Origin of the sequence: Shewanella sp. 2_MG-2023, from assembly GCF_030548905.1 — a bacterium.
GTDB lineage: Bacteria > Pseudomonadota > Gammaproteobacteria > Enterobacterales > Shewanellaceae > Shewanella > Shewanella electrodiphila.
In genome coordinates, this window is sequence record NZ_JAUOSO010000008.1 from 90,537 (window position 1) to 116,881 (window position 26,345).

The following is a 26,345-nucleotide window of genomic DNA, read 5'->3' on the forward strand; positions in this document are numbered from 1 at the left end:
ATATTACATTTATTCTAATAAAAAGCGGCATCGAAAGATGCCGCTTTTTTAATTGTCTAATCAGAAGCTAATGTTTGATTAGAATTTCACTTCACCTTCAATAAACCACTCTTGTCCACGAGCGTTATAAACACCACGAGGGTAGTGAGGCCATGATGTATTGGTTGGGTCAAAGTTAGGACCAGCATCAAATAGGTTTACAATACCTGCAGTTAACTTCATGTTGTCAGAGAAGTTGTACGCACCTGTTAGGTTCCACTTAGTTTGTGAGGCGACTTCTAAATCTTCTTCATTAAAGCCGTCTTCATCAATGAATGAACTGTAAGATGAACCATGCATACGGGCAGTATGATAAGCACCTAATGTGGTTTCAAAATCATTGATAAAATAGCTAAAGATCATATTAGCGCGGTACTGAGGTAAACCACCATCTTCAATGTCATCATCCACATCTGAGGTCGGGTTTAACTGACCTTCAGATAGTAGGATATAAGTACCGTTGAAGTTTACTCTTAGTTCACCCATGTCATTGAAATCCCAGCTATAACCAGCTGTTAAATCAATACCACGTACTTTTTGATATGCTAAATTTTGTGCCACTGTATTGATGTGGGTAATAGTGCCACTTGCGTCACGGGTAATCATATCTTCATAGGTATCGTATTCTTGTGCGGCAGTAGAAGCGCTAATATCGCTTACCATGTCGTCAAGTTTCCATTCCCATAAATCAACAGAGGCTTCTAAGCTATCGCCGCCCCAAACCGCACCAATGTTAGCGGTATAACCAGTTTCAGCTTCAAGTTCTTTGTTGGCACCTGTGGTCGTATCAATGTGTAATTCATTACAGATTTCATCAAGGGTTTCATTACCGGTTTTAATACCAGGTTGTCCGCCCATAGCCTGACATTGCTTGTAATCGATGACTTGAGTGAAACCATTTGTGGCATCACCATACACGCGGTGCATGTCTGGTGCACGGAATACACTGCTCCAAGCACCACGAATCAACAACTCATCAACTGGACGGTATTCTACCGTTACTTGTGGTGACAAGTTACCACCAAAGTCGCTGTAATGATCGTAACGTAGCGCTGCAGCAACAGTTAACTCGTCAAGTACCGGAACACTGATTTCAGCATAAGTTGCCCAGAAGTCACGTTCGCCGGCACCAGATGAACCACCAGTTGTTAATACTGATCCATTTTGGGTTTCGGTATCAGACTCTGTTTCATAATCCTGTTCAGTATACTCAGCACCAAATGCAAACATGGCATCGCCTTCAGGCATTTCAAACGCCATACCAGTGATGTTAGCTTGGATGTTCTTTTGAGTAGATTGAGCGCGTTCAAATGGAGAGTAAGATGCAGCTTCTACATCAGCATCTGACATGTTCTCAAGTAACGAATTACCATTCTCACCAGCTGTGATGTAATCGAACATACCGCCTACAGTGGCAAAACCACTACGGTAAACATCGACGTTAGTACGGCCGTAGTTTACTGACATATCCCAGTCATACTCATCAACTAACACGCCTTGAAGGCCCGCAGAGAAGAAGTAGTTACTGGTGTTGGTTTCACCGCTTCGGTTACTGAACTCGTGTAAACGACGAGCATAGTAATAATCACCATCAGTAGCGTTGGCAAAGTCACCGCCAAGTCCTGTTGATTTGTTGAATGTCTTGCTCATGCTATCGCCGTAACTGACCGTTAAGTCATCACCCGCAACCTTGATATCGTAGTCATTAATGGCCATCGGTTCAAAGTTTGTTGTTGATTTGGCATTAGCAAAATCAAGACGACCTAAAAAGGTAATATCGTCTGCGATTTCGTAATTAAAATTGGTGGTACTGATAAAGCGGTAGCTTTCAGGCTCTAGATCGCGCCATTCTGAACGATCAAACCCACATAAACTTCCTGTCCATAGAAATCCACGAGCATCACACTGCTCTGGAGTTAATTGGCGTGCGCCAGTACCAGTACCAGCAATTCTAGCGCCGTATGAGCTATACGCTGAGTAATCACTGTGCGGCACTTTATCGGTATGGAGACCAAAATTCTCACGATCTGTTGCTTTTAATGCTTCGTTATTACTGAATTCGATAAAGGTTGAGACATTGCCCTTATCGTTTGAAGAGCCCAGTGATAATGCGATGCGGTCATTCATACCGCCGCCTTCAGTGGTATCGCCATGACGATATTTAAGTGAGACGCCATCAAAATCTTTTTTAAGGATGATGTTAATCACACCACCCACTGCATCAGCACCGTAAATCGCTGAGCCGCCAGATTGTAATACTTCGATGCGTTCTACAGCTTCCATTGGTAGGTTTGCTGTATCGACGAAGTTATCAGTACCGCCAGCTGGTTTTGGGTACTGGTTCAAACGCTTACCATCAATAAGCGTCAGAGTACGACTTGCACCAGCATTACGTAAACTGATTGATGAAGCTGCAGGGGTAAAACCATGTACTTCTTGTGTGGTCATCGCACCCGTAGTTGAGGTGAGATTTTGAAGGGCATCTTGAATAGTGGTAAAGCCTTGCTTTGCCATATCATCAGCACTCAACACCGTGACAGGCGTTGCTGTTTCTAGGTCGGTTCTTTTAATACGTGAACCAGTAATTTGAATTCGTTCTACATCAGCGCCTTCTTCAGCTGCAAGAACTACTGGCGAACTAATGGCAGCGGTAAAAGCACCGCCTACCAATGCAATGCGAATTGCGTTGGCCAATCTTGTATTAAGCTGCATCTCATCTCTTCCTTATAACTTTTATTTAAACCGCGTTTTTATTTAGTAGATCTCATTGCTAACTTGTGAATTGCGTTAACGGGAGTTTGCGGAAAACGGATAAAACCATACTTATTCAACATAAACAACGGACTGATTACATGTGTTAGATGTTGTAATTGTTACGTGTTAGGTTGTTTTTTGTGATCATTTGATTAACGTGATTTTGAGTGCTGATATTGATTTTGGGCTTGACGGGGTACTTTGCTGAATAAGTTAAGAGATTTGTGTAAACAAACTTAATAAATATGTGTTTAATTGGTTGTCTGTTTGTTGATTTGTTTGTGGTGTGACTGAGGCCGGTTTAATATAACCTAACTATCAATTGTTACAATATGCATTATTTTTACATTGGAAATTTAATGTTGCGCAATTGGATTTGTGAAGTTAATCACTATTTAACATGTGCTGTCATCGCCGTTGAAATGGCTGTTAGCTGGAGTCTTGTTTAAAAATGGTGGGTATTAAATGTTAAAAAAAGCCCTTGAAGGGCTTTTGGATAAGTTAACATGTTAAAGAAAGTTTAGATGGGTTTTATTTTGCATCGCAGTAATGTATGGCCTAATCCAATATTGTCGATATCCTCATCGACGTAAAGCCCAGCTTCATTGATCATTTTGAGCATATCTTTGCTGTGATACATTCGGCTGTAGCCATTAGCAATAGCAGTAAAATATAGCGAGGTTGCATTAACGCAATAAGCACCAGCTTCATAAGGCTGTCTATCCCAATAGGTTTCTAAAATACACAGTTCACTATTGGACTTCATTGCAGCCACTGTGCGTTTTAATATTGTGATGATTTGCGGTTTAGAAAAACAGTCTAGAAATTGGCTCATCCAGTACAAGTCTGCATGCTGACAAAAAGGTTTAGTTTCATCTAACAAGTCAGTTTCAAATGGCAACACACGATCCGCAACGTTATTATTACGCGCGTTTTCCATTGCGACGGCGAGTTGCCCTGGTAAATCCATAATGGTGACATTAACTTTGCTGTCAAAACTGGTACAAGCAAATGCCCATTTGCCGGTATTACCGCCAACATCAACGATATGCTCAGGCTTAGATTTAAAAATCATTGGCAGTAAACTGTCAAAAGCGTGATCAGAATAATAATGATCAAACTCAAACCAACTCCGCTTGATTTGCTCTGGCAATTGGCTTAATCCAGGGTAAATGGTTTCCCAATCACCCAAGTGTTTCAAACCGGCTGCTTTACCTTGTTTCAAGGACGCTTCAAGCTCAAACAAACCTTGATAACAGACATCATGAATGAAATTTAAATTTTTAGATGCCATGTCATCATGCAGTAGAAAATGGCCCGTTTTATCTAGGTGATAATGGTCATCTTTACACCAAAATAGTCCCATGCTGAGTCCCATATCCAGTAATACGTGGATGGCATATTCTGACAATTCATTACAATCTATAAGTTGTGGTAACGAAATGCCATTTTCACCCGCATCATCAACTTGTTTTAGAATGCCAAACTGGCTAAGACAACGAGCAACTTGAAAGCTGACAGGGGCAAAAGCAATTTTTTGTGCTTCAAATTTTGCCTCAAAAGCGGAGATTTTTTTAGGGGATTGGTAAAAAGACATAAAGTGAGTCAATTTCTTGCATTGTAATTAAGTGTGGCGATGTTAACAAACGCGATGAAATAAGAAATTGATCCAGCTCATGTGTTGAAATAAGACCTCATTCTGTCATTCTGTCATTCTGTCATTCTGTCATGATTTAATCATGTAAATAGGATTATTCTTTCAAAGGGAATGCAATAGGGATTGTTAATGATTACCACGCAGAGACTGACACTCAGAGAGTTTACGCTAGAAGATGCTGAATTCATTTATCAGCTAATGAATTCACCACTGTATATCAAGTTCATCGGTGATAGAAATATCAAAAATCGAGATGATGCTAAGACTTTTTTATCGACTAAGCTCATTCCAAGTTATCAGCTTCACGGTTACGGTTTATACGCAGTTATTCGCAATGAAGATAAGGCGTTGGTCGGTATGTGTGGCTTAGTGAATCGAGATGGGCTTGAGCACACTGATATCGGTTTTGGCTTTTTACCCCAATATATGGGGATGGGCTACGGATATGAGTCGGCGAGGGCTGTCATGAATTATGCCAATGAAACCTTATCTCTTTCGCCTATATGGGCTATAACCAACCTACAAAACACCGCATCGATTAACTTATTAACAAAGCTTGGTTTGCTGTATCAGCAACAAATCTTATGGGGTGATGAGCAAGAACCGACATTACTAATGAGCACGCACGAATTCAGTTCTGTTGAGATCAGTAGTGATTAACGAGATGGATATACAGCTTCATTTTTCATCAAAGATGAGTGGGAGATATTTAGCTTAATCAATCTGTGATTAATGCCAAGCATTGCCATGCACAGTTATGCACTATAAAAAAGCCCAGCAATTGCTGGGCTTACATTTACCAAAAACAGTCAAAGACGATTATATGGTGAATCGTTTATTGAACGTTTTCGCTATCACCGAACTCACCCGCAAATAACGCAGATGATAAGTAACGCTCTGCAGCAGATGGCAGAATGACAACGATGTTTTTACCCGCAAATTCTGGCTTCTCAGCAATACGGTTTGCAGCGACGACAGCAGCACCAGAAGAAATACCCACTAAGATACCTTCTTCTTCCATTAAACGACGTGCCATGGCAATAGCATCGTCATTGCTGACCGCTTCAACAAGGTCAACTAAATCTAAATCTAAGTTACCTGGGATGAAACCTGCGCCAATACCTTGAATTTTATGAGGTCCAGGAGTTAATTCCTGACCTGCTTTAGCTTGTGCAATAACAGGTGAGTCAACTGGCTCTACTGCAACAGACACAAGGTCTTTGTTTTTACTTTTTAAATAACGACTCACACCAGTAATCGTCCCACCCGTACCGACACCTGCAACAAATGCAGCGACTTCACCATCAGTATCATTCCAGATTTCTGGGCCGGTAGTTTTTTCGTGGATTTCAGGATTTGCAGGGTTGCTAAATTGACCTAAGATAAGGTACTTAGCAGGATCTGATTGACGGATCTCTTCAGCTTTATCAATCGCGCCTTTCATTCCTTTAGCGCCTTCAGTTAACACGAGGTTTGCACCTAATGCTTTTAACAGTTTACGACGCTCAAGGCTCATAGTATTAGGCATGGTTAGGGTTAGCTTATAACCACGAGCAGCTGCTACATACGCAAGTGCAATACCTGTATTGCCTGAAGTTGGCTCGACTAGCTCTACTTCTTTAGTTAGGGTGCCTTTCTTTTCAGCATCCCAAATCATATTTGCGCCGATACGACACTTAACACTGAAACTTGGGTTGCGAGCTTCAACTTTGGCTAACACTTTACCATTGCTTACTCGATTAAGGCGCACTAGTGGGGTATTACCTAGCGTATATGAATTGTCTTCGTAGATGTTGCTCATGGTTTGCTCCTATGTTTGCATTGTCTAATGATAATCGGTTTAAGGTGCTTTAACAGTGATAGTTTGTTATTCGTTATGCCTTTTAGTTATTAGGTTATAGCCAAATATATTAATAAAGCATTTTCTTATATAACAGTGTCTTAGTTATACACCCTTAATGAACATTGATGGTCTGACCATCGGTTAAAGCAGTAATTAATGCTTAGTGATTGGTTTAGAAGGTAATAGACTGAGGTTACAAAAGCGCAATTTATCCTCATTCCTGCTGGCTTATATTGATTATAGGTACCTATTGATCATTGAGTTATCAGCTTCATTTTTTTGAGTGTTTTTAGATAAGTTGTTGTTTTCCACCATATAGATACGGCAGACATAATATGAATAAAGTGGTTATTTCAGGAAGTGGTTTATATACACCGCCGCACAGTGTCAGTAATGAAGAGTTGGTTGAAAGTTATAATACTTACGTTAATGAACATAATCAGTTACATGAAACAGCGATTGCTGCTGGTGACGTTGATGCATTAGCTCACTCGTCAGCAGAGTTCATTGAAAAGGCATCTGGCATCAAAAGCCGTTACGTGATGGTCAAAGAGGGCATTTTAGACCCTAAAGTGATGATGCCATTAATTAAAGATAGGCCATCAGATGCGTTATCAATGCAAGCTGAAATCGGCATTGCTGCAGCAAAGCAAGCATTAGCGCAAGCAAAAGTGAATGCTGAAGATATTGATTTAGTGATTGTTGCCTGTGCATATACTCAGCGTTCTTATCCTGCTATTGCGATTGAAATTCAGCAAGCCATGGGCACAAAAGGTTTTGCTTATGACATGCTAGTGGCTTGTTCATCGGCGACTTTTGCCATTGTTAATGCGGTTAATGCGGTTCAATCTGGTACAGCATCACGGGTATTGGTGATTAATCCTGAGATTTGCTCCCCACAAGTGAATTACCGAGATCGTGATAGTCACTTCATTTTTGGTGATGTGGCAACAGCAGTGGTTGTAGAGAAAGCATCCATTGCACAATCAGAACATGCTTTTAATGTGCTATCGAGTCAGTGTTTTACCGATTACTCAAATAATATTCGCAGTAACTTTGGTCACCTTAATCGCTGTGACTCAGTAGCAAGTAACGATAGTGACAAGTTGTTTCATCAACAAGGCCGTAAAGTGTTTAAAGAATTACTGCCAATGATTTATCAACATTTAGATAAACAGTTGTCGGAAGAGCAGATCCAAGCTAATGAATTTAAACGATTATGGTTGCATCAAGCGAATATAAATATGAATATGTTTGTAGTTCGTAAACTTCTCGGTGATAATGTTACAAAAAGTAAAGCTCCTGTGGTGCTAGATGAATATGCTAACACTGCTTCTGCCGGGTCTATTATTGCTTTTCATAAGTATAATCAAGACTTTAAAACTGGTGACTTAGGGCTATTGTGTTCATTTGGTGCTGGCTACTCTATTGGGAGCATCATTTTAGAAAAGACCTAATAGTAAATGGGTGAATTAATTGCGAATTCTGATTGTTGAAGATAATGAAGCGGTATCGAAGGTACTTCGGCATCTATTAATGCAAGACCTGCATTGTGAGGTAGATGTTGCCGCTGATGTCGCTTCAGCGAATGCCTTATTAGAACAGCACAAATACTTTGTCGTTGTAGCAGAGTTAAACTTACCAGATGCACCAGATGGCGAAATTGCTCAACTGGTGCTGATGTCTTATCAAACCCCTTGTATTGTCTTGTCATCTAACCTTGATTCTCGTCAGCGTAAGAAATTACTGAAGCTCGGTATTGCGGATTATGTATTAAAAGAAAACCGCTTTAGCTATGAGTATGTGGTGAAGCTGGTGGCCAGATTAGATCAAAATCAGCATGTAAAAGTACTGGTAGCAGATGATTCAGTCGTGAGCCGTAAATTCGTTAAAGTCCTTTTAGAACAGCAATTATTTACTGTATTAGAGGCCTGCGATGGCGCAGAAGCGATTCAAGTGCTGAACGACACGCCAGATATTCAGTTACTTATTACTGACTACAATATGCCGAATGTTGATGGCTTTGAATTAATCCTTAAAGTGCGTGAAAAATTCAGCCGTGAAGATTTGGCGATTATTGGTTTGTCGAATGATACTGATGAAAGTTTATCTGCACGTTTTATTAAAAATGGCGCCAATGACTTTTTGCAAAAACCATTTGTGCATGAGGAGTTTCATTGCCGTGTATTAAATACCTTAGACTCGCTCGATATGCTGCGCAGTTTATGGGAGCAAGCCAACCGAGATTATCTGACTAAGGCGTATACGCGTCGTTATTTTTTCAAGCAACATGAAAAAGATGTCAATGAAGCAGGGCAGTTTGCTTTAGGTTTAATCGATATTGATTTCTTTAAAAATGTGAATGACACCTATGGCCATGATGTCGGCGATCAAGTGTTATTTGAGTTCGCTAAGCGATTAAAAAATGCCTTTGGCCAACATTTTACCGTAGCCCGATTTGGTGGTGAAGAGTTTGTTGTTGCATTTAAGGGCTTAGATGGCGATCGCGCATTCACTGTCATGGATAAGTTCAGACAACAAATTGACGAGCAGCTTTTTATTACTGATGCGGGTGAGCTAAAGATTAATTTTAGTTGCGGTATTGCCAGTGCTGAAAGCACTGATAGTAACTTAGATACTTTACTTCATCGTGCGGATTTAGGCTTATATGAAGCGAAAGAAGCGGGCCGTAATAGAGTGATTTTTTAGTGTGAATTAATGATGATTAATTCATGAATTAGACACAGATAAAAAGGACTGCCATGGCAGTCCTTTTTTGTTTTTTCATTCCAGTCTACTACTTATAATTTAATTATTTTATCGATTAAAGCAACCACGCGTAGCTGACTTTCATAAAGTAGGTTTTGTCTTTTTGGGTTAAAGAGTCGATATCATCATTGGCAATTAAACCGTCTGAGTACCCCAAATAAAACACACTTTGTGGATTAAGTTTATAACCGTATAAAATTTCATTACCTAGATTTTGGTATTGTTCATTAGGCGACTGATGTAAATATAAATCAGTATCACGTTCAATGTCGGTATAGACACTGGTTAAACGTAAAAAACTATTTAGTGTAATTTGCCAGTTAAGGCGAAGGTCAGTTAAATTTGCGGTAAATAAACGGCCTTCATCTACATCCAATGATTGGTATTTGTGATTAACGTCTAAGATGATTGATTCAGTGATTTTCCACTCAACACCTGGGTTGAACATGGTTAAAGTCGCAGGGCGATCGTTGGCATAATCAATGTCATCACCGTAGTTCATATCAAACTCGAGCTTAAGTGATTCAATTGGCACAAAGTTGGTATAAAACCACATTAAATCTAACGTATACATTGTGGTGTTATCGTCAATGGTTAATGATGAGCTGTCTTGACGACGACCAACACGGTCTTTATGGACAAAGCCACTGGCGATATAACTTTGCCAGCCGCCATTCAGTCTGATGGCCGCTTCTGCTTCTTGTTCAATTTTTTCATTGTTTTGGTTATGGGTAATATCCCAATCACCACCAAATTCAATTTTGTTAAAGAAACTGTCAGTTGGGTACCAATAATAATTACCGCCAGCGACAAACTTGCTTGCATCAATACGTTCAATAAAACCTAAATCCGCTCTAAAGTCCTCTCCAATTGATTCATAACGAGAGAAAGCGCGCCAATTGCGTTTTTCATGCTCATAGCTAACACGGTACATATTGTCAGAAAAGTTATCTTGTTTTTTGGTACGCAGTACTCGCTCATTGTAATCACAATTACCAAGCTCACAGTCCTGTGGCGGAGTTGAGCAATCATCACCGTTACAAAACTGTTGAAAGAAATCATCAGGATACTCAGTATCTGAAAACACATACTGTGCGGTAAAGGTGTCTTGGTCGGTTGGCTGCCACTTAGTATCAAGACTGGCCACATAGTTATGATAATTCTCAGATTGCTTTGCCGTGACTAAGCCGCCAAATGAGAGTTCTTTACTGGGGTCGAAACGATAACGAGCAGCAAGGTTATAGCTTTCTTCATCAATGGTGGCCACATCAGAACTTAAGTTGCCAGGCACTAAAAACTGCGTTTTCTCATCGTTAGCAGCCAGCACAGCAAGGGTGTGATCATCAGTTTTGCTGGTGAGTTTTACTCCGTAATCAGGAGAGCTGATATTACGGGTGTGTAGTAAACTTAACTGAGTATCGAAATAGTCTTTATTATCTAAGAAGAAAGCACGTTTTTCTGGGTAAAAAAGAGCGAAATTATTATTTACATCTAACTGACCCGAATCGGCTTCAACCTGTGAAAAGTCTGGATTAATGGTGGCATTTAATAAGGTTGTTGGCGTAATTCCCCAACGTAAGTCGAGGCCGACTTCAACGTTATCTTCATCTTCCCAAGGTTGATTAGGGTTAAGCTCTCGCTGACTATTACGAGAGCCTACAACAGAAGGAGTAATTTGAATATCTTGCCCTTGCTGGGCCCCAGCAAGACCTGTAGCGGTACCTAGCTGACATAACTGACAAGATACATTACGGTCAATCTTGTGGCTTGAAATTCTATGGGTTTCGTTACGAGGGTAAAAACGTACTAGTTCTATTCCCCAAGTTTGAATATCTTTATTGTCATCAAAATTGAACAGTCGCAGTGGCAATTCTACTTCGACTTGATAGCCTTGGTCAGTCAGCTTGCCGCTGCTGTACCAAATACCATCCCATGCATCGCTTTCTTCACCCGTTAATTCATTTTCTATAGAGTCATTTTGTACGCCATAAGGATTAATAAAAAACTGATAGGCAAGGCGGGCGTTATTAAACGTATCCAGTTTGATCCCGACTTGGTCATCACCCCAAGAGTTATCTCGGTCGCGTAAATTGGCTCTTATTTTTGATGGGTCAACATCATGGGCTATAAAGGCAACAAATAAGCTGGTTTCAGTGGCGAAAATTTTCGCATCAGTGCTCACTGGCGCAGGGATGTTTTCACCTGGTGAGGTTTCGTAATTGAGCTGGACTGTTGCCGCTTGTTGCCATTGAGGCTCTGATAAGTCGCCATCAATCTCAACACCTTGAGATAAAGTGGGAATGTTAACTGTAAATTGGCTGGGATCACCGGCCGAAGCAGGTGTTGATATGGCGCTACTCGCCAATAAAATTGCATAACAAAGAGTCTGAATCGTAAAGGTTTTATTCACAAGTCACGCTGATTTAAAATTAATTTGCGCAATTGTCGCAAAAACGCCGTTAAATATCGTTAATTATTTGTAGCTTAATGGTTTCAAATTGTTGCAGCGCTTTACAAAGAAAGATAGTTGGCGTATCAAAAGCTTAAATCACTCGAAGTAAAAACACTAAAAAGCCCCAACATTGCGCTGAGGCTTTCATTTATTTTTTTGATAAACAAAGCTTCTAAAACTGAGGTATTTGTTACTTAGCCTTATTAGTTCAGCTTTATTCTGGTGCTATTTCTGGGTGCTTATATGCTTCTCGATATTTGTCGACCCACATAGCGGTTGCACCGCATATTGCCACAGGCATCACGATAAAGTTCACAATAGGGATCATTGAGAATAACGTTACTGTAGCGCCAAAGGTATAACTGGTTCCTTTGGTTTGGCTGAGGGCGAACTTCATATCGTTAAATGGCACTTTGTGGTTATCAAATGGAAAATCACAATATTGAATGGCCATCATCCAAGCACTAAACAAAAACCATAAAATTGGCGCAGCGGTTTGGCCAACCACTGGAACGATAAATAAAACTAAAAAAATTAATGCTCGTGGCAAATAGTATTTAAGTTTTATCCATTCGCGTCCGAGAATACGCGGTAAATCTTTAATTAAATCAATTGTAGTACCCGAGTTTAATGACTTACCAGTCAAGTGCATTTCCACTTTTTCAGCTAACAACCCATTAAATGGCGCAGCAATCCAGTTCATCACTGAGCTAAATACAAATGACATCACCACCAGTAAACTAATAATCGCTAGAGGCCACAAGAAAAAGTTGAGCCAAGTAAGATACTCAGGAATTTGGCTATTCATCCAGCCAAAAAGATCGTCTAGTTTACCTACGGCAAAATAGATCGCGGTTGAAAACAAGATTAAGTTAACCATTAATGGAATGAATACAAATGTACGAAGACCTGGCTGTTTAATCAGCTTAAAGCCATCTAGAAAATAGTTAACGCCACTTTTTACGGGTTGGATTGCCATCTAATACGTCCTTGAAAAAACTGCTTATTACTGATTGTGGTGACGCATTGGTCGGAAAACAAGCCTTAAAGTGTGTTTAAGTCATAAAAATCGTTACAAAATGCAGCGCGATTGGTAAAGTTAGTCATATAAGTCTTTCTTATAAAATAATACTTTTCATCCTTACGGACGACCAAACAAGCACAATGCGATTAAAACAAATAAAACTTGCTGGCTTTAAGTCGTTTGTTGACCCAACAAAAATTCCCTTTAACCAACCCCTCACGGCGATTATTGGCCCGAACGGCTGTGGCAAGTCCAATGTGATTGATGCTGTGCGTTGGGTACTTGGGGAAAGCAGTGCCAAACATTTACGTGGCGACTCAATGATGGACGTTATTTTTAACGGTTCCAGTGCCCGTAAACCCGTATCTGTCGCCAGTATCGAGCTCAGTTTTGAAAACCTAGATGGCAGATTGTCGGGCCAATATGCCAGTTATCAAGAAATCTCTGTTAAGCGCCAAGTGAGTCGTGAAGGCGATTCGAATTATTTTCTCAATGGTCAAAAATGTCGTCGTAAAGATATTACTGATCTATTTATGGGAACAGGTCTTGGACCGCGCAGCTATGCCATTATTGAGCAAGGGACCATTTCAAGACTGATTGAGTCTAAACCTCAAGAATTAAGAGTCTTCATAGAAGAAGCGGCAGGAATATCTCGTTACAAAGAACGTCGTCGTGAAACAGAAAACCGCATTCGACATACCCGTGAAAACCTTGAGCGTTTAAACGATATACGACTAGAACTTGGCAGCCAATTAGAAAAATTAGATCAGCAAGCACAAGCTGCAAAACAATATCGAGAGCTCAAACAACAAGAGCGTGACTTACATGCTCAGCTGTTAGTCATGCGTTATCAAGAACTGCAAAATCAAACCGATGGCTTAGCCAAAGAAATGCAGCAGCTTGATGTTAGCATTGCAGCCGCCAATGCTGATGGCGAAAGCACTGAACTCACCGTTACACAATTAACATCTCAGTTAGCTGATTTATCAGATTCGGAGCAAAACCTTGTTGCGCAGTTTTATCAAGCTGGAACCGAGCTTGCTAAGCTTGAGCAGCAATTAAAGCATCAACAGCAACAAGACTCTCAGCTTGAAAAACAATTACAAGACATAATCAATCAACAAGGGGTTGCAGCAGAAGAGCTGCAGGCTCTGACTGTACAAGAAAAGCAGCTTACTCATCATGTTGCAGAGCTGATGCCTGCTTTAGAGCTTGGCGAAAATGAATTGCAAACCATTGACGAGCAGTTACAAGATGTTGATGAAAAAGCTTCTGATCTTCAACAACATTTAAGCGTGTTATCGGATACGGTATCTAATGCAAAAATGGAAGCTGCACTGACTCAAAACAAATTACAGCATCAGCAATTGAGTTTATCTCAGCAACAGCAGCAATTGATTGAGCTCAATACAGAGCAGCAACACAATAATGATGAGAATAATCAAGCTGAGTTAACTGAACTCGATAGGCAAATAAAAGCATTTACCCAGCAGCTTGAAATAGAAGATGAAGTAAAACATCAGCTCTCTGAAGAGCTGGCGATTAAGCAAGCAAGTTTACAGCAGATCAGTGAGCAGTATCAGCAAAACAAACAACATTTAACCTCAGTGGTTGCCCGTCATGAGTTAATTGATCAGTGGCTAAGCAATAATGAACCCGAAGATCGTCAAGCACTATGGCAAGTTGTTGAGGTGACCCAAGGTTGGGAGCAAGCGGTTGATTTAGTTCTTCAAGGTGTACTTGCTGCTTCAGTGCAAAAAGAGTCATTAAATACTGACGCAGGTGTGAAAGATGATTTAGGTTTTAACCTACGTGAATCTGCCTATATAACTGAGCAATTAAGCGCACCAGTTAATTTAAGCCCATGGTTAGAACAAGTGATTTGGGCTGACAGCATCGGTCATGCGAAACAATTATTGACGACGAGTGAAGCAACCAATGAACACGCATTAATCGCTAGTAAAGATGGCTATCTAATTGGTCATGGCTTTGTTATCACAAAATCTGAAGGTAAACAGTCAGAGCTTGCACTGAAAAATGAACGTCAGCAACTGTTGACTCAAATTGAACAATTACAAGATCAATTATTCAATGAGCAAGTGTCTGTGAGTGAGTTAACACAGCAAGTTGCCGATGTTCATGCTCAAATGAGTGCGGCGCAAGCAAAATGTCATCAGTTGCAGCTTGAGTGCAGTAAGTTTGATGCTCAACGTCAAAGCCTGCTTAAGCAGCAACATGATAATCAACGTAGGCGAGCAAACCTGGATGAACAGGTAGCAAACTGCATCAAACAAATTGCTCTTGGTAAACGCAATGTAGAACAGTTAACCGCAGAAACTGAGCGACTTAGCCAGTTACATCAACAGCAGGTGACTGAACAGCAAAAAGCTAATGAAGACTGGCAAACCACAAGTCATCAATTGCGTGAGTATAAAACTAAACGAAGCCAGCATGATCGAGAGGTCTCGCTTTTGCGCCAGCAATTGCAAAAATTGCAAACTCAAGCTGCGGTGACGCAAGCACAGCTCACTAAACAGCAGCAGCAATGTGATGTATTGGTAGAACAAGCTAGCCAGTTGAGCTTGACTCAACTGCAAAGCAGTGAAAGTTTAGGTGATAAACAGCTGGAACAACTTCAGCAACAGCTTGCTCAGCAGCTTGATATTCAGCAATCAAAGCAACAATTGTTAAATTCAAACCGTACTCAACAGGCTGAGCTACAATCTCGGCTAGATAGTGCGGTATTGATTCAAAAACAACAGCTTGGTGGACTTCAAAACTTGACTCAAACTCTCAGCGGGTTAAAGTTACGTCGTGAAGGTTTAAAAGGTCAGGCCAATGGCCAATACCAATTGCTTGAAGAGCAACAAATAAATATTCAGGCGGTGCTAAAACAGATCCCTGAAGCAGCTAAAGTCAGTGCTTGGCAGAAAGATCTAGATAAAGTTAGAGCTAGAATTAGCCATTTAGGGGCAATTAACCTTGCCGCTATTGAAGAATTTGAGCAGCAAAGTGAGCGTAAAGCCTATTTAGATAATCAGGATGATGATTTAAATAAAGGCTTAGCGAGCCTTGAAGAAGCTATTCGAAAAATAGACAAGGAAACCCGCAGTCGATTTAAAACGACTTATGATGCGGTTAATGCTGACTTATCAAAATTGTTCCCGAAAGTGTTTGGAGGCGGTAAAGCTTACCTTGCATTAACTGATGATGACTTACTTGAAACGGGTGTGACCATTATGGCGCAACCACCAGGTAAGAAGAATAGTACAATTCACCTTCTTAGTGGTGGAGAAAAAGCGCTAACCGCTTTATCATTAGTATTCGCCATATTTAGACTCAATCCAGCACCTTTTTGCATGTTGGATGAAGTTGATGCACCTTTAGATGATGCCAATGTTGAGCGCTTTTGTCGCTTACTAAAAGAGATGTCACAAAGTGTGCAATTTATTTATATCAGCCACAATAAAATAACGATGGAAATGGCTGATCAATTAATAGGTGTCACTATGCATGAACCGGGCGTTTCACGTATAGTCGCAGTAGATATCGATGAAGCGGTGGCACTAGCCGACGCGGAATAAACAGGATTACAGGGTCACCAATGGAAGATTTTCAACTGGTTTTGTTTGTACTAGGTGCAATAGCAATTATCGCAGTACTAGTTCATGGTTTTTGGTCAATTCGTAAACAACAACCTAAAACACTAAAAGACAACCCAATGACTGGGTTTTATAAAGATCAATCACAGCAACGTGACTCACAAGGTTTTGATGCCGATGGTATTGGTGAAGTAAGACGTGTTAAAAGTGACGATGACGATGATACTTTCACTGCAAACGACACTGCAAATATCACTCCGCCACTAATGCAAACAGGGACTTCGCATAACGATGTTGAAGTCAATGAAGCGGGCTCTAAAAAGGGCATTGGGTTACAAAATCAATCGGCTGTAAATGCTCAAGCACCAAGTTATAATCCTGGCCGCAAAGAACCGGTATTAAAAACCGCCGCTGTAGAGCCACAAATTTCTGCTGAAACAATCAATGTAACTGCAGCCCAAGAGGTTGAAACGCATGTTCCAACTCAACAGGCGTTATTTGCTGAAGACAGCTTTGAACCTGCACAGCAAGTTGTTGGTGCCTCAACCAGTACAAAAGTGACGACAAAAGAGACGACAACAGAGAATACCGTTAAACTTGATCTCACCGCTGAAAATTACCAAACTCATGATAACGCCTATGTTGAAGATACCTATGTTGAAGATACCTATGTAGATGAAACTTCGGCTGATTTTGGCGCCGAACCTCAAGCAGAACAAGTTATTGCACAGCCAGCCCCAGTAGAGCCTGCTATTTCGCAACCTGTGGCCGAAACAGAAGAGTCATTAGGCGATCCACAAGATGTATTAGTGCTACACGTTATCGCACGTGATGGCGAGCAACTTCACGGTGCAGAGCTATTACCTTGCTTATTATCATTGAACTTTAAGTTCGGCGATATGGACATATTCCATCGTCATCTAGATAACGCTGGCAATGGTAAAGTACTATTTTCTATGGCGAACATGCTAAAGCCGGGCGTATTTGATCCTGATAATATGGAGCAGTTTGTCACTCAAGGTGTGGTGTTATTTATGACGCTTCCTTGTCATGGTGATCCATTAATGAACTTCTCCATTATGCTTAATTCAGCACAGCAACTGGCTGATGATTTAGGCGCAGAAGTGATGGACGATAAACGTTTAGCCTGGACTGAAACCAACAAACAACAATATTTAGCTAGAATTAGGGCAGTATCTTAACCCCTAATTAGATTTAACCTTTTTAAATGAGGCCGCACTTGCGGCCTTATTTGTCTTTAGATGAGTGATTTTATGCAAGACATTAAAAACGAACTACAGCAAATCAGCAGTGAACTTCATGGTCATAACATTCGTTATTATGTTGATGACGCAACAAGCATTCCAGATGCAGAATACGATAGGTTAATGCAGCGCTTAATCGCCATTGAAACCGCTCACCCAGAGCTTGTAAGTAGTGATTCACTGACTCAAAGAGCAGGCGGCGATGAACCCCACTGAGCAAAATTATGTCCTTCTTGTTAGTGGGCTTTCAAAAAACACCAACCTTAAATAAACGTAACTTCAAAGTACAAATTAAATACCAATGAGGAACTAAAGTAGTTTACTGAACCTCAGATAGGAATCGTCAAATGTTAGAAATCAATTTAAATGATGAGCAATTAAAAGTCCTTAATAAGTTAGATAAAGAAATTAACTTAGATGAATTAACTAATACTTTTAGTAAATCAAACTTAGATTCAGAAGAGTTAGTTCAAGTATTAAAAGCATCAAATGCTCTTTATCGAGCAGGTATTCAAGTCATATCAGATGAGCAGTATGACTTATATATTTCTTTATTAAGAGATATAAATCATCTTCACCCATATCTTAACCAAGTAGAACCTGAAGTTCTTGCAGAGGCCAAAACAGTAGAATTACCGCAAAGAATGCTTTCAACAGAAAAAGCCTATTCGAAAGAAGAAATAGAAAAGTGGTTAAAGCGGATACTGATAGCAGCTCAAGAGATCAATGTACCAGAAGAGGAAATTGAGTTAAGGGTAACTCCTAAACTTGATGGTTATGCAGCATTCGATGATGGTACAACTTTGTATACTCGAGGAGATGGATACAGAGGGCAGGATATTACAAGAGCCTTTGAAAGAGGGCTAAAAGTTGCCGAAAATGGTGATAGGGGTTTAGGCCCTGGCGAAATTGTAATTAAGAAAAGTTATTTCGATACAGTACTTAGTAATATTTTTGAAAACTCTCGAAACATTCAAGCTGCAATAATTGCAGAGAAAAAAGTTGATGAAAATGTGCAGAAAGCTATAGATGATGGTGCATGTGTATTTTATCCATTTGCATTAATAGAAAATACCACAGCACACTTTTCTGAAATTATTTCAAACTTCGAGACTATCGTAGAAGAGATGTGGAAGGCTGTAGATTTCGACATTGATGGAGTCATTCTTGAGACAACTCATGCAACTTTGAAAGAGTATATGGGAGCTACAAGAAAAAACCATAGGTGGCAGATTGCTTTCAAAGTAAATGAAGATTCTGCTGAAGTTGAAATTCTAACAATAGTACCTCAAACCTCCAGAACAGGGCGTATCACTCCGGTTGCTGAATTAGTTCCTACAAAGCTTAGTGGTGCGACTATAAGCCGAGTAACTGTTCACCACTATGGTATGGTAAAAAATAATGGAGTAGGTAAAGGGGCTGTAGTACAGCTTGTCAGGAGTGGCTTGGTTATTCCAAAAATTGAGAAAGTAATTAAGAAGGTTAAACCTCAATTGCCAGATTCATGCCCTAGTTGTAATTCACATTTGCTGTGGGAGTCAGATCATTTAATTTGCCCTAATAAAAGCGATTGCCCTGCTCAAACAGAAAATACGCTAATACACTTTTTTAAAACACTGGGGAATAATGATGGCTTTGGACCTAAGGTTATTGAAAAGCTCTGTAATCTTGGTATTAAACACATCCATCAAATTTATTTTATCAAAGCGCATCAATTTGCTGGTTATGGCTTTGGAGATAAAACATCTCAAAACTTATTTGAGCAACTCAAAGCGAGTAGAGAAATTGAAATAGAAGATTGGCGATTCTTATCAGCTTTTGGAGTGAGTAGATTAGGCGGTGGTAATTGTGAAAAGTTACTTCATCACCATACAATTACTCAGTTATTTGAATTAACCTCAGACGAGATAGTTAAGATTGACGGTTTTGCCCAGCTAAGTGCTGAAGCAATTGTTGAGGGCCTGGAAAATATTAGGGAAGAATTCTTCAAGGTTTTTGAACTTGGTTTTAGATTAACTGAGACGAAGAAGCAAGCAGAAGGTAATAACTCATCATCTCCAATTACTGGTTCAGTTATTGTATTTACAGGTTCGATGCAACAAGGCACTAGAGGAGATATGGAAAAGCAAGCTAAATCTTTAGGTGCTAAAGTTGCCAAATCTGTAACGGTCAAAACTACCTATTTAGTAACAGGTGAAAAGGTTGGCGAGATAAAAATTAACGCAGCTAAAGATAAAGGTGTTAAAGTCCTTACAGAACAAGAGTATATTGATTTAGTCAGCTTGTAAAAATGACTTAAAGTCTACTTTATGGTGATTTGAGCTTCGTAGTGAACCACAAAAAAACCAGTAGTAGTGCGAACTTTATTTTTGCTCTATTTAATAAGATAAATTAGATCAAACTTGTTAATTTATTTTGTTAAAGCTTGTTGGGTGTTTTTTGTTCAATAAAGGTTTCATGATAATACAGCATGGCAATATTTTTGGATGAGTTGATCAATAATTCATCTGATTTAAAGTCGTAATACTGAGATTATCTGAAAAGTTAAGAAGCTTTGTTAATGTCTTTGAAAACAGGATGTATTTTTGAATTTATTATCTTTTACAGAGACAGATATGTCTGACTATGATCAGGCAGCAACAGGAAAAATATATTCATTAGCACTCGAAATTTCTGATTTAGAAAAGCGGGTAGAAGATATGTTGGAAATAGCTTTTGATACAAGTTGGCTGGATCCTTTAGGAGTTATAGATAAAGCTGGATATAAAGCTAGGTCTAAGAGGACTATAGATAAAATAACAAACGACATATTAAAAAATGTCGGCTCCGAAATGTCGGAAGAATTTGGTGAGTATATGGTTTCCGATGCTGCGCAAACGGCCCTTAAAGAACATTTAAGTCATCTGCGTCTTCCTTTAGCTGAGTTTATAAAAGAAAAAATTTCTGGAAATCCAGGTTTTGATTTTCATACAGAATGTCCTTCAGCAACAATTGCTTTTGGGGAAGCGAAGTATAGTGGCGTTAGCAGTGCTCATGGTCGTGCTCTTAAGCAAATTAATGAATTCATTGTCGATGAAAAAGACACTCAGGAATTACCCGATCTTCAGAAATTTGTGACAGAAGCTGCTGCTATAAATGCCGTCAAGGGTACTAAGTCTTACAGCGCAGCCTTTTCTATAACTTCGAATAACATTAATAGAATCATGGATAATGCTTTAAATTCTCCTCGTATTAAATCACTATTGAAGTATGAGGCAGTGTATTTGATAGGAGTTAAGGTTAGTGCTTAGCAAGATCATTCAAGGAGTCGGCATTCGAGAAATTTTAGACCGGTCAATTAAAGAGTTCCATGAACATGGTCCAACTGATTTAGCCGTTCTAGAAAAGTTGAGTTTAATTAAAATTCATCATCCAGTTATTTTTTCGGAATATGAATCAAAAATTCTAAGTGTAATGGGCTTGTTTTATAAATTGGAAAAGCCGAAATCATTACTAGAGTCTATATATCAGAATTTAGGAGACACGATAGAGGATAAATTTGGTAAGCCCTTTACTCCTATGCAAGCAAGTGCATTCCAGTCTATATCTTCAAAGAGCTTTTACTCGTTTTCAGCTCCAACTAGTACAGGGAAGTCTCATTTATTCAGGGATTTAATTAGTGAAGTAGAGCGAGATATCGTGATTGTTGTGCCTTCTCGTGCTTTGATTGCTGAGTTTTATTCTTCTGTAATTGGTCTTGTTAGTAAAGAAGTCTTAGTCTTGCAGTTTGTTGAAAATATTAACCAGCATCATACAGCGAGAAGAATTTTTATAATTACTCCAGAAAGAGGCGTGGAGCTATTTAAATATGCTAACGTATTTGATGTTGGCCTGTTCTTGTTTGATGAAGCTCAAATTTCTGAAGAGCCAATAAGAGGTATTTCTTTTGATGCCTTTGTAAGAAGAACTGAAAAAGCTTTTCCTGACGCTAAAAAGGTTTTTGCTCATCCATTTATTGCTAACCCTGAAGCTCAGCTTTCAAAACATAATTTTGTCGAGAATTCTGATTCTAGGAACTTTAAACAAAGCAATGTTGGTAAAGTTTATTTATCTAGAAATGAAGATGGTACTCTAGCCTATTTCTCTCCAAACTTTGAATCAGATCCAGCCAATTGCGAATTTGACGTACTTAGTCAAACTTTAATTGATGGTGGTTCTGCATTAATTTACATATCAAAGAGTAAAATTTTTAAAGGTGGTCACATTGAGGGATTTGGTAAATATATTGAATTATGCCCATTTGTTGAAGATAAGAATGCACTCACAATAATCGAACTATTAAAGAAGTATATTGGGGCATCAGAAGGTCAATTTGGAAAACAATCTTCTTTCTTAACCCTAATGGAGCGTGGTGTAGTGGTGCATCATGGTTCAATGCCACTCAAAGCAAGACTTTTGATTGAACAGTTTGTACGTGACGGACATGCAAAGATTTGTTTCGCAACAGCGACCTTAGTCCAAGGAATAAACATGCCGTTTGATTGTGTGTGGATTGATAATTTTCATAACATGCGTGACCTAACCCTCAAGAACTTAATTGGTCGAGCTGGTAGAACAACTTCACGAAAAGGCTATTTTGATTATGGCTATACAATCATTAACAGGGAAAATGTTAACACTTTTTCAGCAAGAGTAAGTTCGCCAACCGAGCTAAAGCCTGAGTCAAAACTTGATGAAGACTTAAAAAACATACCTGAAGATTTTTCTGACTTAGTTACTGCTATAAAAACCGATACTTTTAACGACGAACTGCATCTTACTGAGACTCAGGTTCAGCGGTTGAAAGAGTCAAATTTAAAGTCAGATATACGATTTATCCTTGATAAATTAATAGACGGTGATGAGGCTATTGGTGGCAATCAGTATTATGAAATTAAACCATCTGACCGGACAAAGATTAAAGATAAGCTAAAGAAAGTGTACATTACTCACCTTAAAAGAACCTCTTTAACTAGGGCAGAGCAGACGATTTTAAGTACATCCATTCCATTGTTGTTATGGAGGGTTCAAGGAAAATCTTTTAGCGAAACTTTATCATTAAGGCATTCATATTTAACTCATCGAGATCAAAGGCGAGTGTTAAAGAGGAATTTGAAAAAAAAATCTATTACCCAAGAAGAGTTTAATGTTGAATTTGATAATTTAAAGATTAAAGGTACTTATCGAGCTGAAAGAATACCCAACATAGATGTGAGAGCTGTTCTTCTATTTGGTCGTAGCACTTCAGTAAACGACTTCGATTATGACTTGTTAGTTTATGATACTTACGACTATTTGGATAAAGTTATTAGTTTATCGTTAGCAGACCCTCTTTGTGCAGCATTGACCGTTTACTACGAGCAAACGGAAGATGAAAGAGCTAAAGTTTTCAAAAACTTTATTCGCTATGGAACTAACGATGAGGTTGAGATATGGCTGCTTAAATATGGCTTTGATCCTGAAGATACTGAGTGGATCAGCGACTATGTTAAGCACATCGATGAGAATGGGATTATTTTTGTTGATGATTTAGAAGATCTAGATAAAGAGCAGCTGAATACCATTGAAAGATATATGTATTAATCAGTATCTTTCTGTATTAGAAATTTATCTAAACCTTTTAACTTTTCAAACCCTTCAACAGTAGAAATGCATAAAGTTTCACAATACTGGACGTATTCAAATTTGTTCAGTTTTCTTTAACAGGTTACTACTCTGAAGATAGACTGCTGAGGCTCACTTAATTTTTTCTAAATTCTCGAATTTTTGCCCTTTGAAATCTGCTTTTGATCTATTTATCAGGGGTTAAGGCGATATTTGTTTGTGTATAATCATGGCTTATACTTTTAGTTTACAGTGATATTACTGTTTAGATTTCGCATCTTGCTTGTTTTATGAGGTTTTGCCCTCATGTGTATTACACCACCATCAGATTTTTAAATTTAAATCGCTAATAATAGGTATTCAGTGAATTTCAGTAATATCACTTGGCTAGATGAGAAAGGCCACATTAAACCGCCCATATTTCTGTATTTGATACTGATATTTCTTGCTCGTGGTTGGTGTGTCTTTGCGGCGTCGTTAACGCAGTTCAACGACCGAACAGGATTAGTCAGATTATTTTACCCTGACAAAATCGATTTCTTAATGGCGTTAGTGGCAGGTGTCGGTGCCGTTATTATATATGCATTTGTTATCGCAGAAAGAAAACGAGCCCCTCAGTTTGCTAGGCCATTATTTAATAAGATTAAATATGGACTTTGGCTATTATTAGCCGTCGATGCCATAATATTAAATCAACGGCTTATGCATGATGACTTTTTGTTTCGAGTGAGCTTTGCATTAGATGCGTTATTTATCTTTTGGTCTTGTATTTATTTACTTAAATCAAAACGATTAAACTATTATTTTAATGATTGGCAACAAGAGACAAACTATCAACAAGCAGAAAGCCTAAAAGAGCAAGAGCAACCACAAGAGCCAACTTCTGCGCTTGATACGGATAATGATAAACAGCTGTTAGAACAAGCGGTCGATGATCATCATATTAAACATTATAATCGACCAAGAAACAGCAGTGCGTTAACGCAACCATTAGCACAATCATCGTCACAGCAATCGTCACAGCCATTAACAGCAAATATTGAAAGTACTGATGAGAAGACTGATAGTAAATAAGCTTAAAGAGTAGGGCGCTAAACCTACTCAGTGCAATTGCCCAATGGATTAAATGGATATTTCGAAGGTAAGCAATAGTGTCAAAAACGGAATCAATCAACATACCTTTGTCACAACTAGTGGTTGGCTTAACAGTCAAACTGCCACTGTCGTGGTTCAATAACCCCTTCTTTAGAAACAAAGTCCCAGTGAACTCTCAAGCCGAAATCGAATTGATAAACAGTTTAGATATCACATATGTCACCGTGATTGATGGCATGCATTTACTGGCTAATGATGAAGAGATAGAAGACGTTGTTGTAGAAGATGCTGTTCCAGAATTTGATATCCAAGGTGCAATAAAGAAATCCGTTCACTCGAGCCAGCAAAGGTTTAATAAAGCTGCAAGTGATCTCAGGCCGGCTTTCAGTAAGGTGGTCAGCGACCCACAATTATCTTATCGTGAATCGGCGAGTGTTGTTGAGCAATTGATGACCCATCTTTTGGAAAGCAAGCAACCTGAAATTGTTTTTGTCACCAGTGTGGATAAAGAGCCCAGCCTAACTCAGCACAGTGTGTCAGTGGCTGTGCTATCTATGATGATGGCCAATAGTCTTGGTCTTAGTCACAGTGAACTTCGTGATTTAGCCTTGGGTTGCGTGTTCCACGATATTGGCAAGCTCAAAATCCCAGACGCAATTAGACGTAAACGCAAGGATTTAACCACTGTCGAAATAAACTATATGAAAACCCACCCTAATCTTGGTTATGAAATGCTAGACAGAAGTGGGCTATTTCCAGCGCCAATGTTAGACATTGTATTGCATCACCACGAGTGTCTTGATGGCAGCGGTTATCCGAATAAGCTGAATGAAGTCAAGATTCCTAAACTGACTCAAATAGCGGCACTGGCAAATGACTATGCAGGCTTGTTGCTTAAAACAGGCTCGCCGCAAGTTGCCCTTGGTACTCTCTTTAAAACCCGTGTGGGTAAGCATGGAAAAGACCTTATTCAAGTGTTGGTAAAAGTGTTGGGCATTTACCCTCCGGGTTCGATTGTGAAATTATCAGACGGTTCTATTGCTAAAGTCATGATGACGTCAAGAGATTCAAAACAACCTCATGTTTATAGCTGTAATGATCGCGGCAGCCAAGCCGTGTTTCGTTGTTTAACTGATGAAGATGTCAGTGTTGTAGAAACGGTTAAAGCCGACTCTTTGTCAGAGAAAATTGTTAGCACCTTGCAAGTGCAAAGTCCTGTGTGTTTTTATCCAAGTCATATCATTGAGTGAGCGATTTAATGGTTTATTGAATCGCTACATATTTTTACTTTAAATTCATCGCCTCGCTCATCTCACCATTTTAAACACGGAAAAATCATGAATAAAGTTGCAATTGTCGGTTGTGGTTGGTTTGGTCTGCCTTTAGCTAAAACGTTAGTGAGTGCTGGAATACCCGTTGCTGGTACTAAAAGAAGCCCAGAGGGTTGCGATGAACTTTCCCAGAATGGCATTACGCCTTTTGAACTGGATTTGAGCCTGATTAACCAACAAACTCTTGCTCAAAATTGTATTCGCTTAACCCCTTTATTGGACGCAGAAGTGCTGATTGTGAATATTCCACCAGGCCTTAGGCGAGGTGAGAATCAATACCTAAATCATATTGAGCGCCTACATCAACTCATTGATGGCCGAAATTATAAGCGGGTAATATTTATCAGTACGACGGGGGTGTACCCTGCTAGCGATCAACATATGCATGAAAACGATGCTCAAGCTTATGACGATAAAAGTGCAGTTTTGCTCAAGGCTGAGTCTTATTTTACTGCGATGAATAATAGCTGCATTATTCGCTTTTCAGGTTTAATAGGCCCTAAAAGGCATCCTGGTAAGTTTTTTGCTGGAAGGCAAGATATTGCAGGTGGGAATGTAGCGGTAAACCTTGTTCATCTTGATGATTGTATTCAGGCTATTAAAGCCATTCTATCTGCAACTGAGCAAGGTAAACCAGTCGCGAGCATCTATAATTTAGCTGCACCTCATCACCCAACAAGAGCGGAGTTTTATCGGGCTGCAGCGATTCATTTAGGTTTGAGCGCTCCTGAATTCAATCAACAAACATTACCGAGTAAAACAATAATCGGCGATTTAATTTGCAAGCAGCTTGGTTTCAACTATATTCATCCAGATCCTGTCAGTATGCTCGACGCCTGCTAATAGGAATTGAGTTAGCCTTTACATGAGTCGGTGGGTTTTAAGATTGGTA

Annotated in this window: 16 protein-coding genes and 1 pseudogene; 12 read left to right on the plus strand and 5 right to left on the minus strand. The window is 39.4% G+C overall.

All coding sequences use genetic code 11. From position 1 onward, the window contains the following. Positions 1 to 78: 78 nt before the first annotated feature. Positions 79 to 2,751, minus strand: coding sequence for a TonB-dependent siderophore receptor (locus Q4600_RS09905; RefSeq protein WP_303515841.1), 2,673 nt, complete (start codon positions 2,749 to 2,751; stop codon positions 79 to 81). A 562-nt stretch (positions 2,752 to 3,313) separates the two neighbouring features. Then, positions 3,314 to 4,390, minus strand: coding sequence for a methyltransferase (locus tag Q4600_RS09910; protein ID WP_303515843.1), 1,077 nt, complete (start codon positions 4,388 to 4,390; stop codon positions 3,314 to 3,316). A gap of 189 nt (positions 4,391 to 4,579) precedes the next feature. On the opposite strand from Q4600_RS09910, the gene Q4600_RS09915 reads away from it, so the two are divergent. Then, positions 4,580 to 5,110, plus strand: a complete 531-nt coding sequence (locus Q4600_RS09915) for a GNAT family N-acetyltransferase (RefSeq protein WP_303515845.1) — start codon at positions 4,580 to 4,582, stop codon at positions 5,108 to 5,110. A 175-nt stretch (positions 5,111 to 5,285) separates the two neighbouring features. Here the strand turns inward: Q4600_RS09915 and cysK are convergent, their stop codons facing one another. Further along, positions 5,286 to 6,251, minus strand: coding sequence for a cysteine synthase A (cysK, locus tag Q4600_RS09920; RefSeq protein WP_102526324.1), 966 nt, complete (start codon positions 6,249 to 6,251; stop codon positions 5,286 to 5,288). Positions 6,252 to 6,628: 377 nt separating this feature from the next. Here cysK and Q4600_RS09925 point away from each other — a divergent pair, with 377 nt between their 5' ends. Together Q4600_RS09925 and Q4600_RS09930 are read left to right on the plus strand one after the other, a co-directional pair. Continuing rightward, positions 6,629 to 7,750, plus strand: a complete 1,122-nt coding sequence (locus tag Q4600_RS09925) for a beta-ketoacyl-ACP synthase III (protein ID WP_303515851.1) — start codon at positions 6,629 to 6,631, stop codon at positions 7,748 to 7,750. Between the two features lie 19 nt (positions 7,751 to 7,769). Further along, positions 7,770 to 9,002 (plus strand): response regulator, encoded by a 1,233-nt coding sequence (locus tag Q4600_RS09930; protein WP_102526326.1) that lies wholly within the window; start codon positions 7,770 to 7,772, stop codon positions 9,000 to 9,002. Between the two features lie 115 nt (positions 9,003 to 9,117). On the opposite strand, the gene Q4600_RS09935 is transcribed toward Q4600_RS09930, so the two are convergent. Both Q4600_RS09935 and cysZ read right to left on the minus strand, forming a co-directional pair. Further along, positions 9,118 to 11,472 (minus strand): carbohydrate binding family 9 domain-containing protein, encoded by a 2,355-nt coding sequence (locus Q4600_RS09935; RefSeq protein WP_303515852.1) that lies wholly within the window; start codon positions 11,470 to 11,472, stop codon positions 9,118 to 9,120. Positions 11,473 to 11,728: 256 nt separating this feature from the next. Next, positions 11,729 to 12,493 carry a sulfate transporter CysZ gene (cysZ, locus tag Q4600_RS09940; RefSeq protein WP_102526327.1) on the minus strand — a complete coding sequence of 255 codons (765 nt, stop codon included), beginning with the start codon at positions 12,491 to 12,493 and terminating at the stop codon, positions 11,729 to 11,731. 185 nt (positions 12,494 to 12,678) lie between these two features. Here cysZ and smc point away from each other — a divergent pair, with 185 nt between their 5' ends. The 9 genes and pseudogenes from smc (at position 12,679) to Q4600_RS09985 (ending at position 26,296) form a co-directional block, all read left to right on the plus strand. Further along, complete coding sequence (gene smc / locus Q4600_RS09945) at positions 12,679 to 16,122, plus strand: chromosome segregation protein SMC (RefSeq protein WP_303515855.1); 3,444 nt, start codon at positions 12,679 to 12,681, stop codon at positions 16,120 to 16,122. A gap of 20 nt (positions 16,123 to 16,142) precedes the next feature. Beyond that, complete coding sequence (gene zipA, locus Q4600_RS09950) at positions 16,143 to 17,342, plus strand: cell division protein ZipA (protein WP_303515858.1); 1,200 nt, start codon at positions 16,143 to 16,145, stop codon at positions 17,340 to 17,342. A gap of 72 nt (positions 17,343 to 17,414) precedes the next feature. Next, a complete protein-coding gene (locus Q4600_RS09955) occupies positions 17,415 to 17,621 on the plus strand; it encodes a hypothetical protein (RefSeq protein ID WP_303515863.1) in 207 nt (68 codons plus the stop codon). 131 nt (positions 17,622 to 17,752) lie between these two features. Next, complete coding sequence (locus Q4600_RS09960; protein ID WP_303515866.1) at positions 17,753 to 19,693, plus strand: BRCT domain-containing protein; 1,941 nt, start codon at positions 17,753 to 17,755, stop codon at positions 19,691 to 19,693. A 297-nt stretch (positions 19,694 to 19,990) separates the two neighbouring features. After that, on the plus strand, positions 19,991 to 20,695 hold the full coding sequence (locus Q4600_RS09965; RefSeq protein WP_303515868.1) for a hypothetical protein: 705 nt from the start codon (positions 19,991 to 19,993) through the stop codon (positions 20,693 to 20,695). Continuing rightward, the gene (locus Q4600_RS09970; RefSeq protein ID WP_303515870.1) at positions 20,688 to 23,006 is read left to right on the plus strand and encodes a DEAD/DEAH box helicase; all 2,319 of its coding nucleotides are present in this window, start codon (positions 20,688 to 20,690) and stop codon (positions 23,004 to 23,006) included. Before Q4600_RS09965 ends, Q4600_RS09970 begins: the two co-directional genes overlap by 8 nt. Positions 23,007 to 23,390: 384 nt before the next feature. Beyond that, positions 23,391 to 23,852: pseudogene (locus Q4600_RS09975) on the plus strand (DUF2919 domain-containing protein); the annotation flags it as partial. 326 nt (positions 23,853 to 24,178) lie between these two features. After that, positions 24,179 to 25,372, plus strand: a complete 1,194-nt coding sequence (locus tag Q4600_RS09980) for an HD-GYP domain-containing protein (RefSeq protein WP_303515873.1) — start codon at positions 24,179 to 24,181, stop codon at positions 25,370 to 25,372. Between the two features lie 87 nt (positions 25,373 to 25,459). Beyond that, positions 25,460 to 26,296 (plus strand): SDR family oxidoreductase, encoded by an 837-nt coding sequence (locus Q4600_RS09985; RefSeq protein WP_303515875.1) that lies wholly within the window; start codon positions 25,460 to 25,462, stop codon positions 26,294 to 26,296. The last annotated feature ends 49 nt before the right edge of the window (positions 26,297 to 26,345 follow it).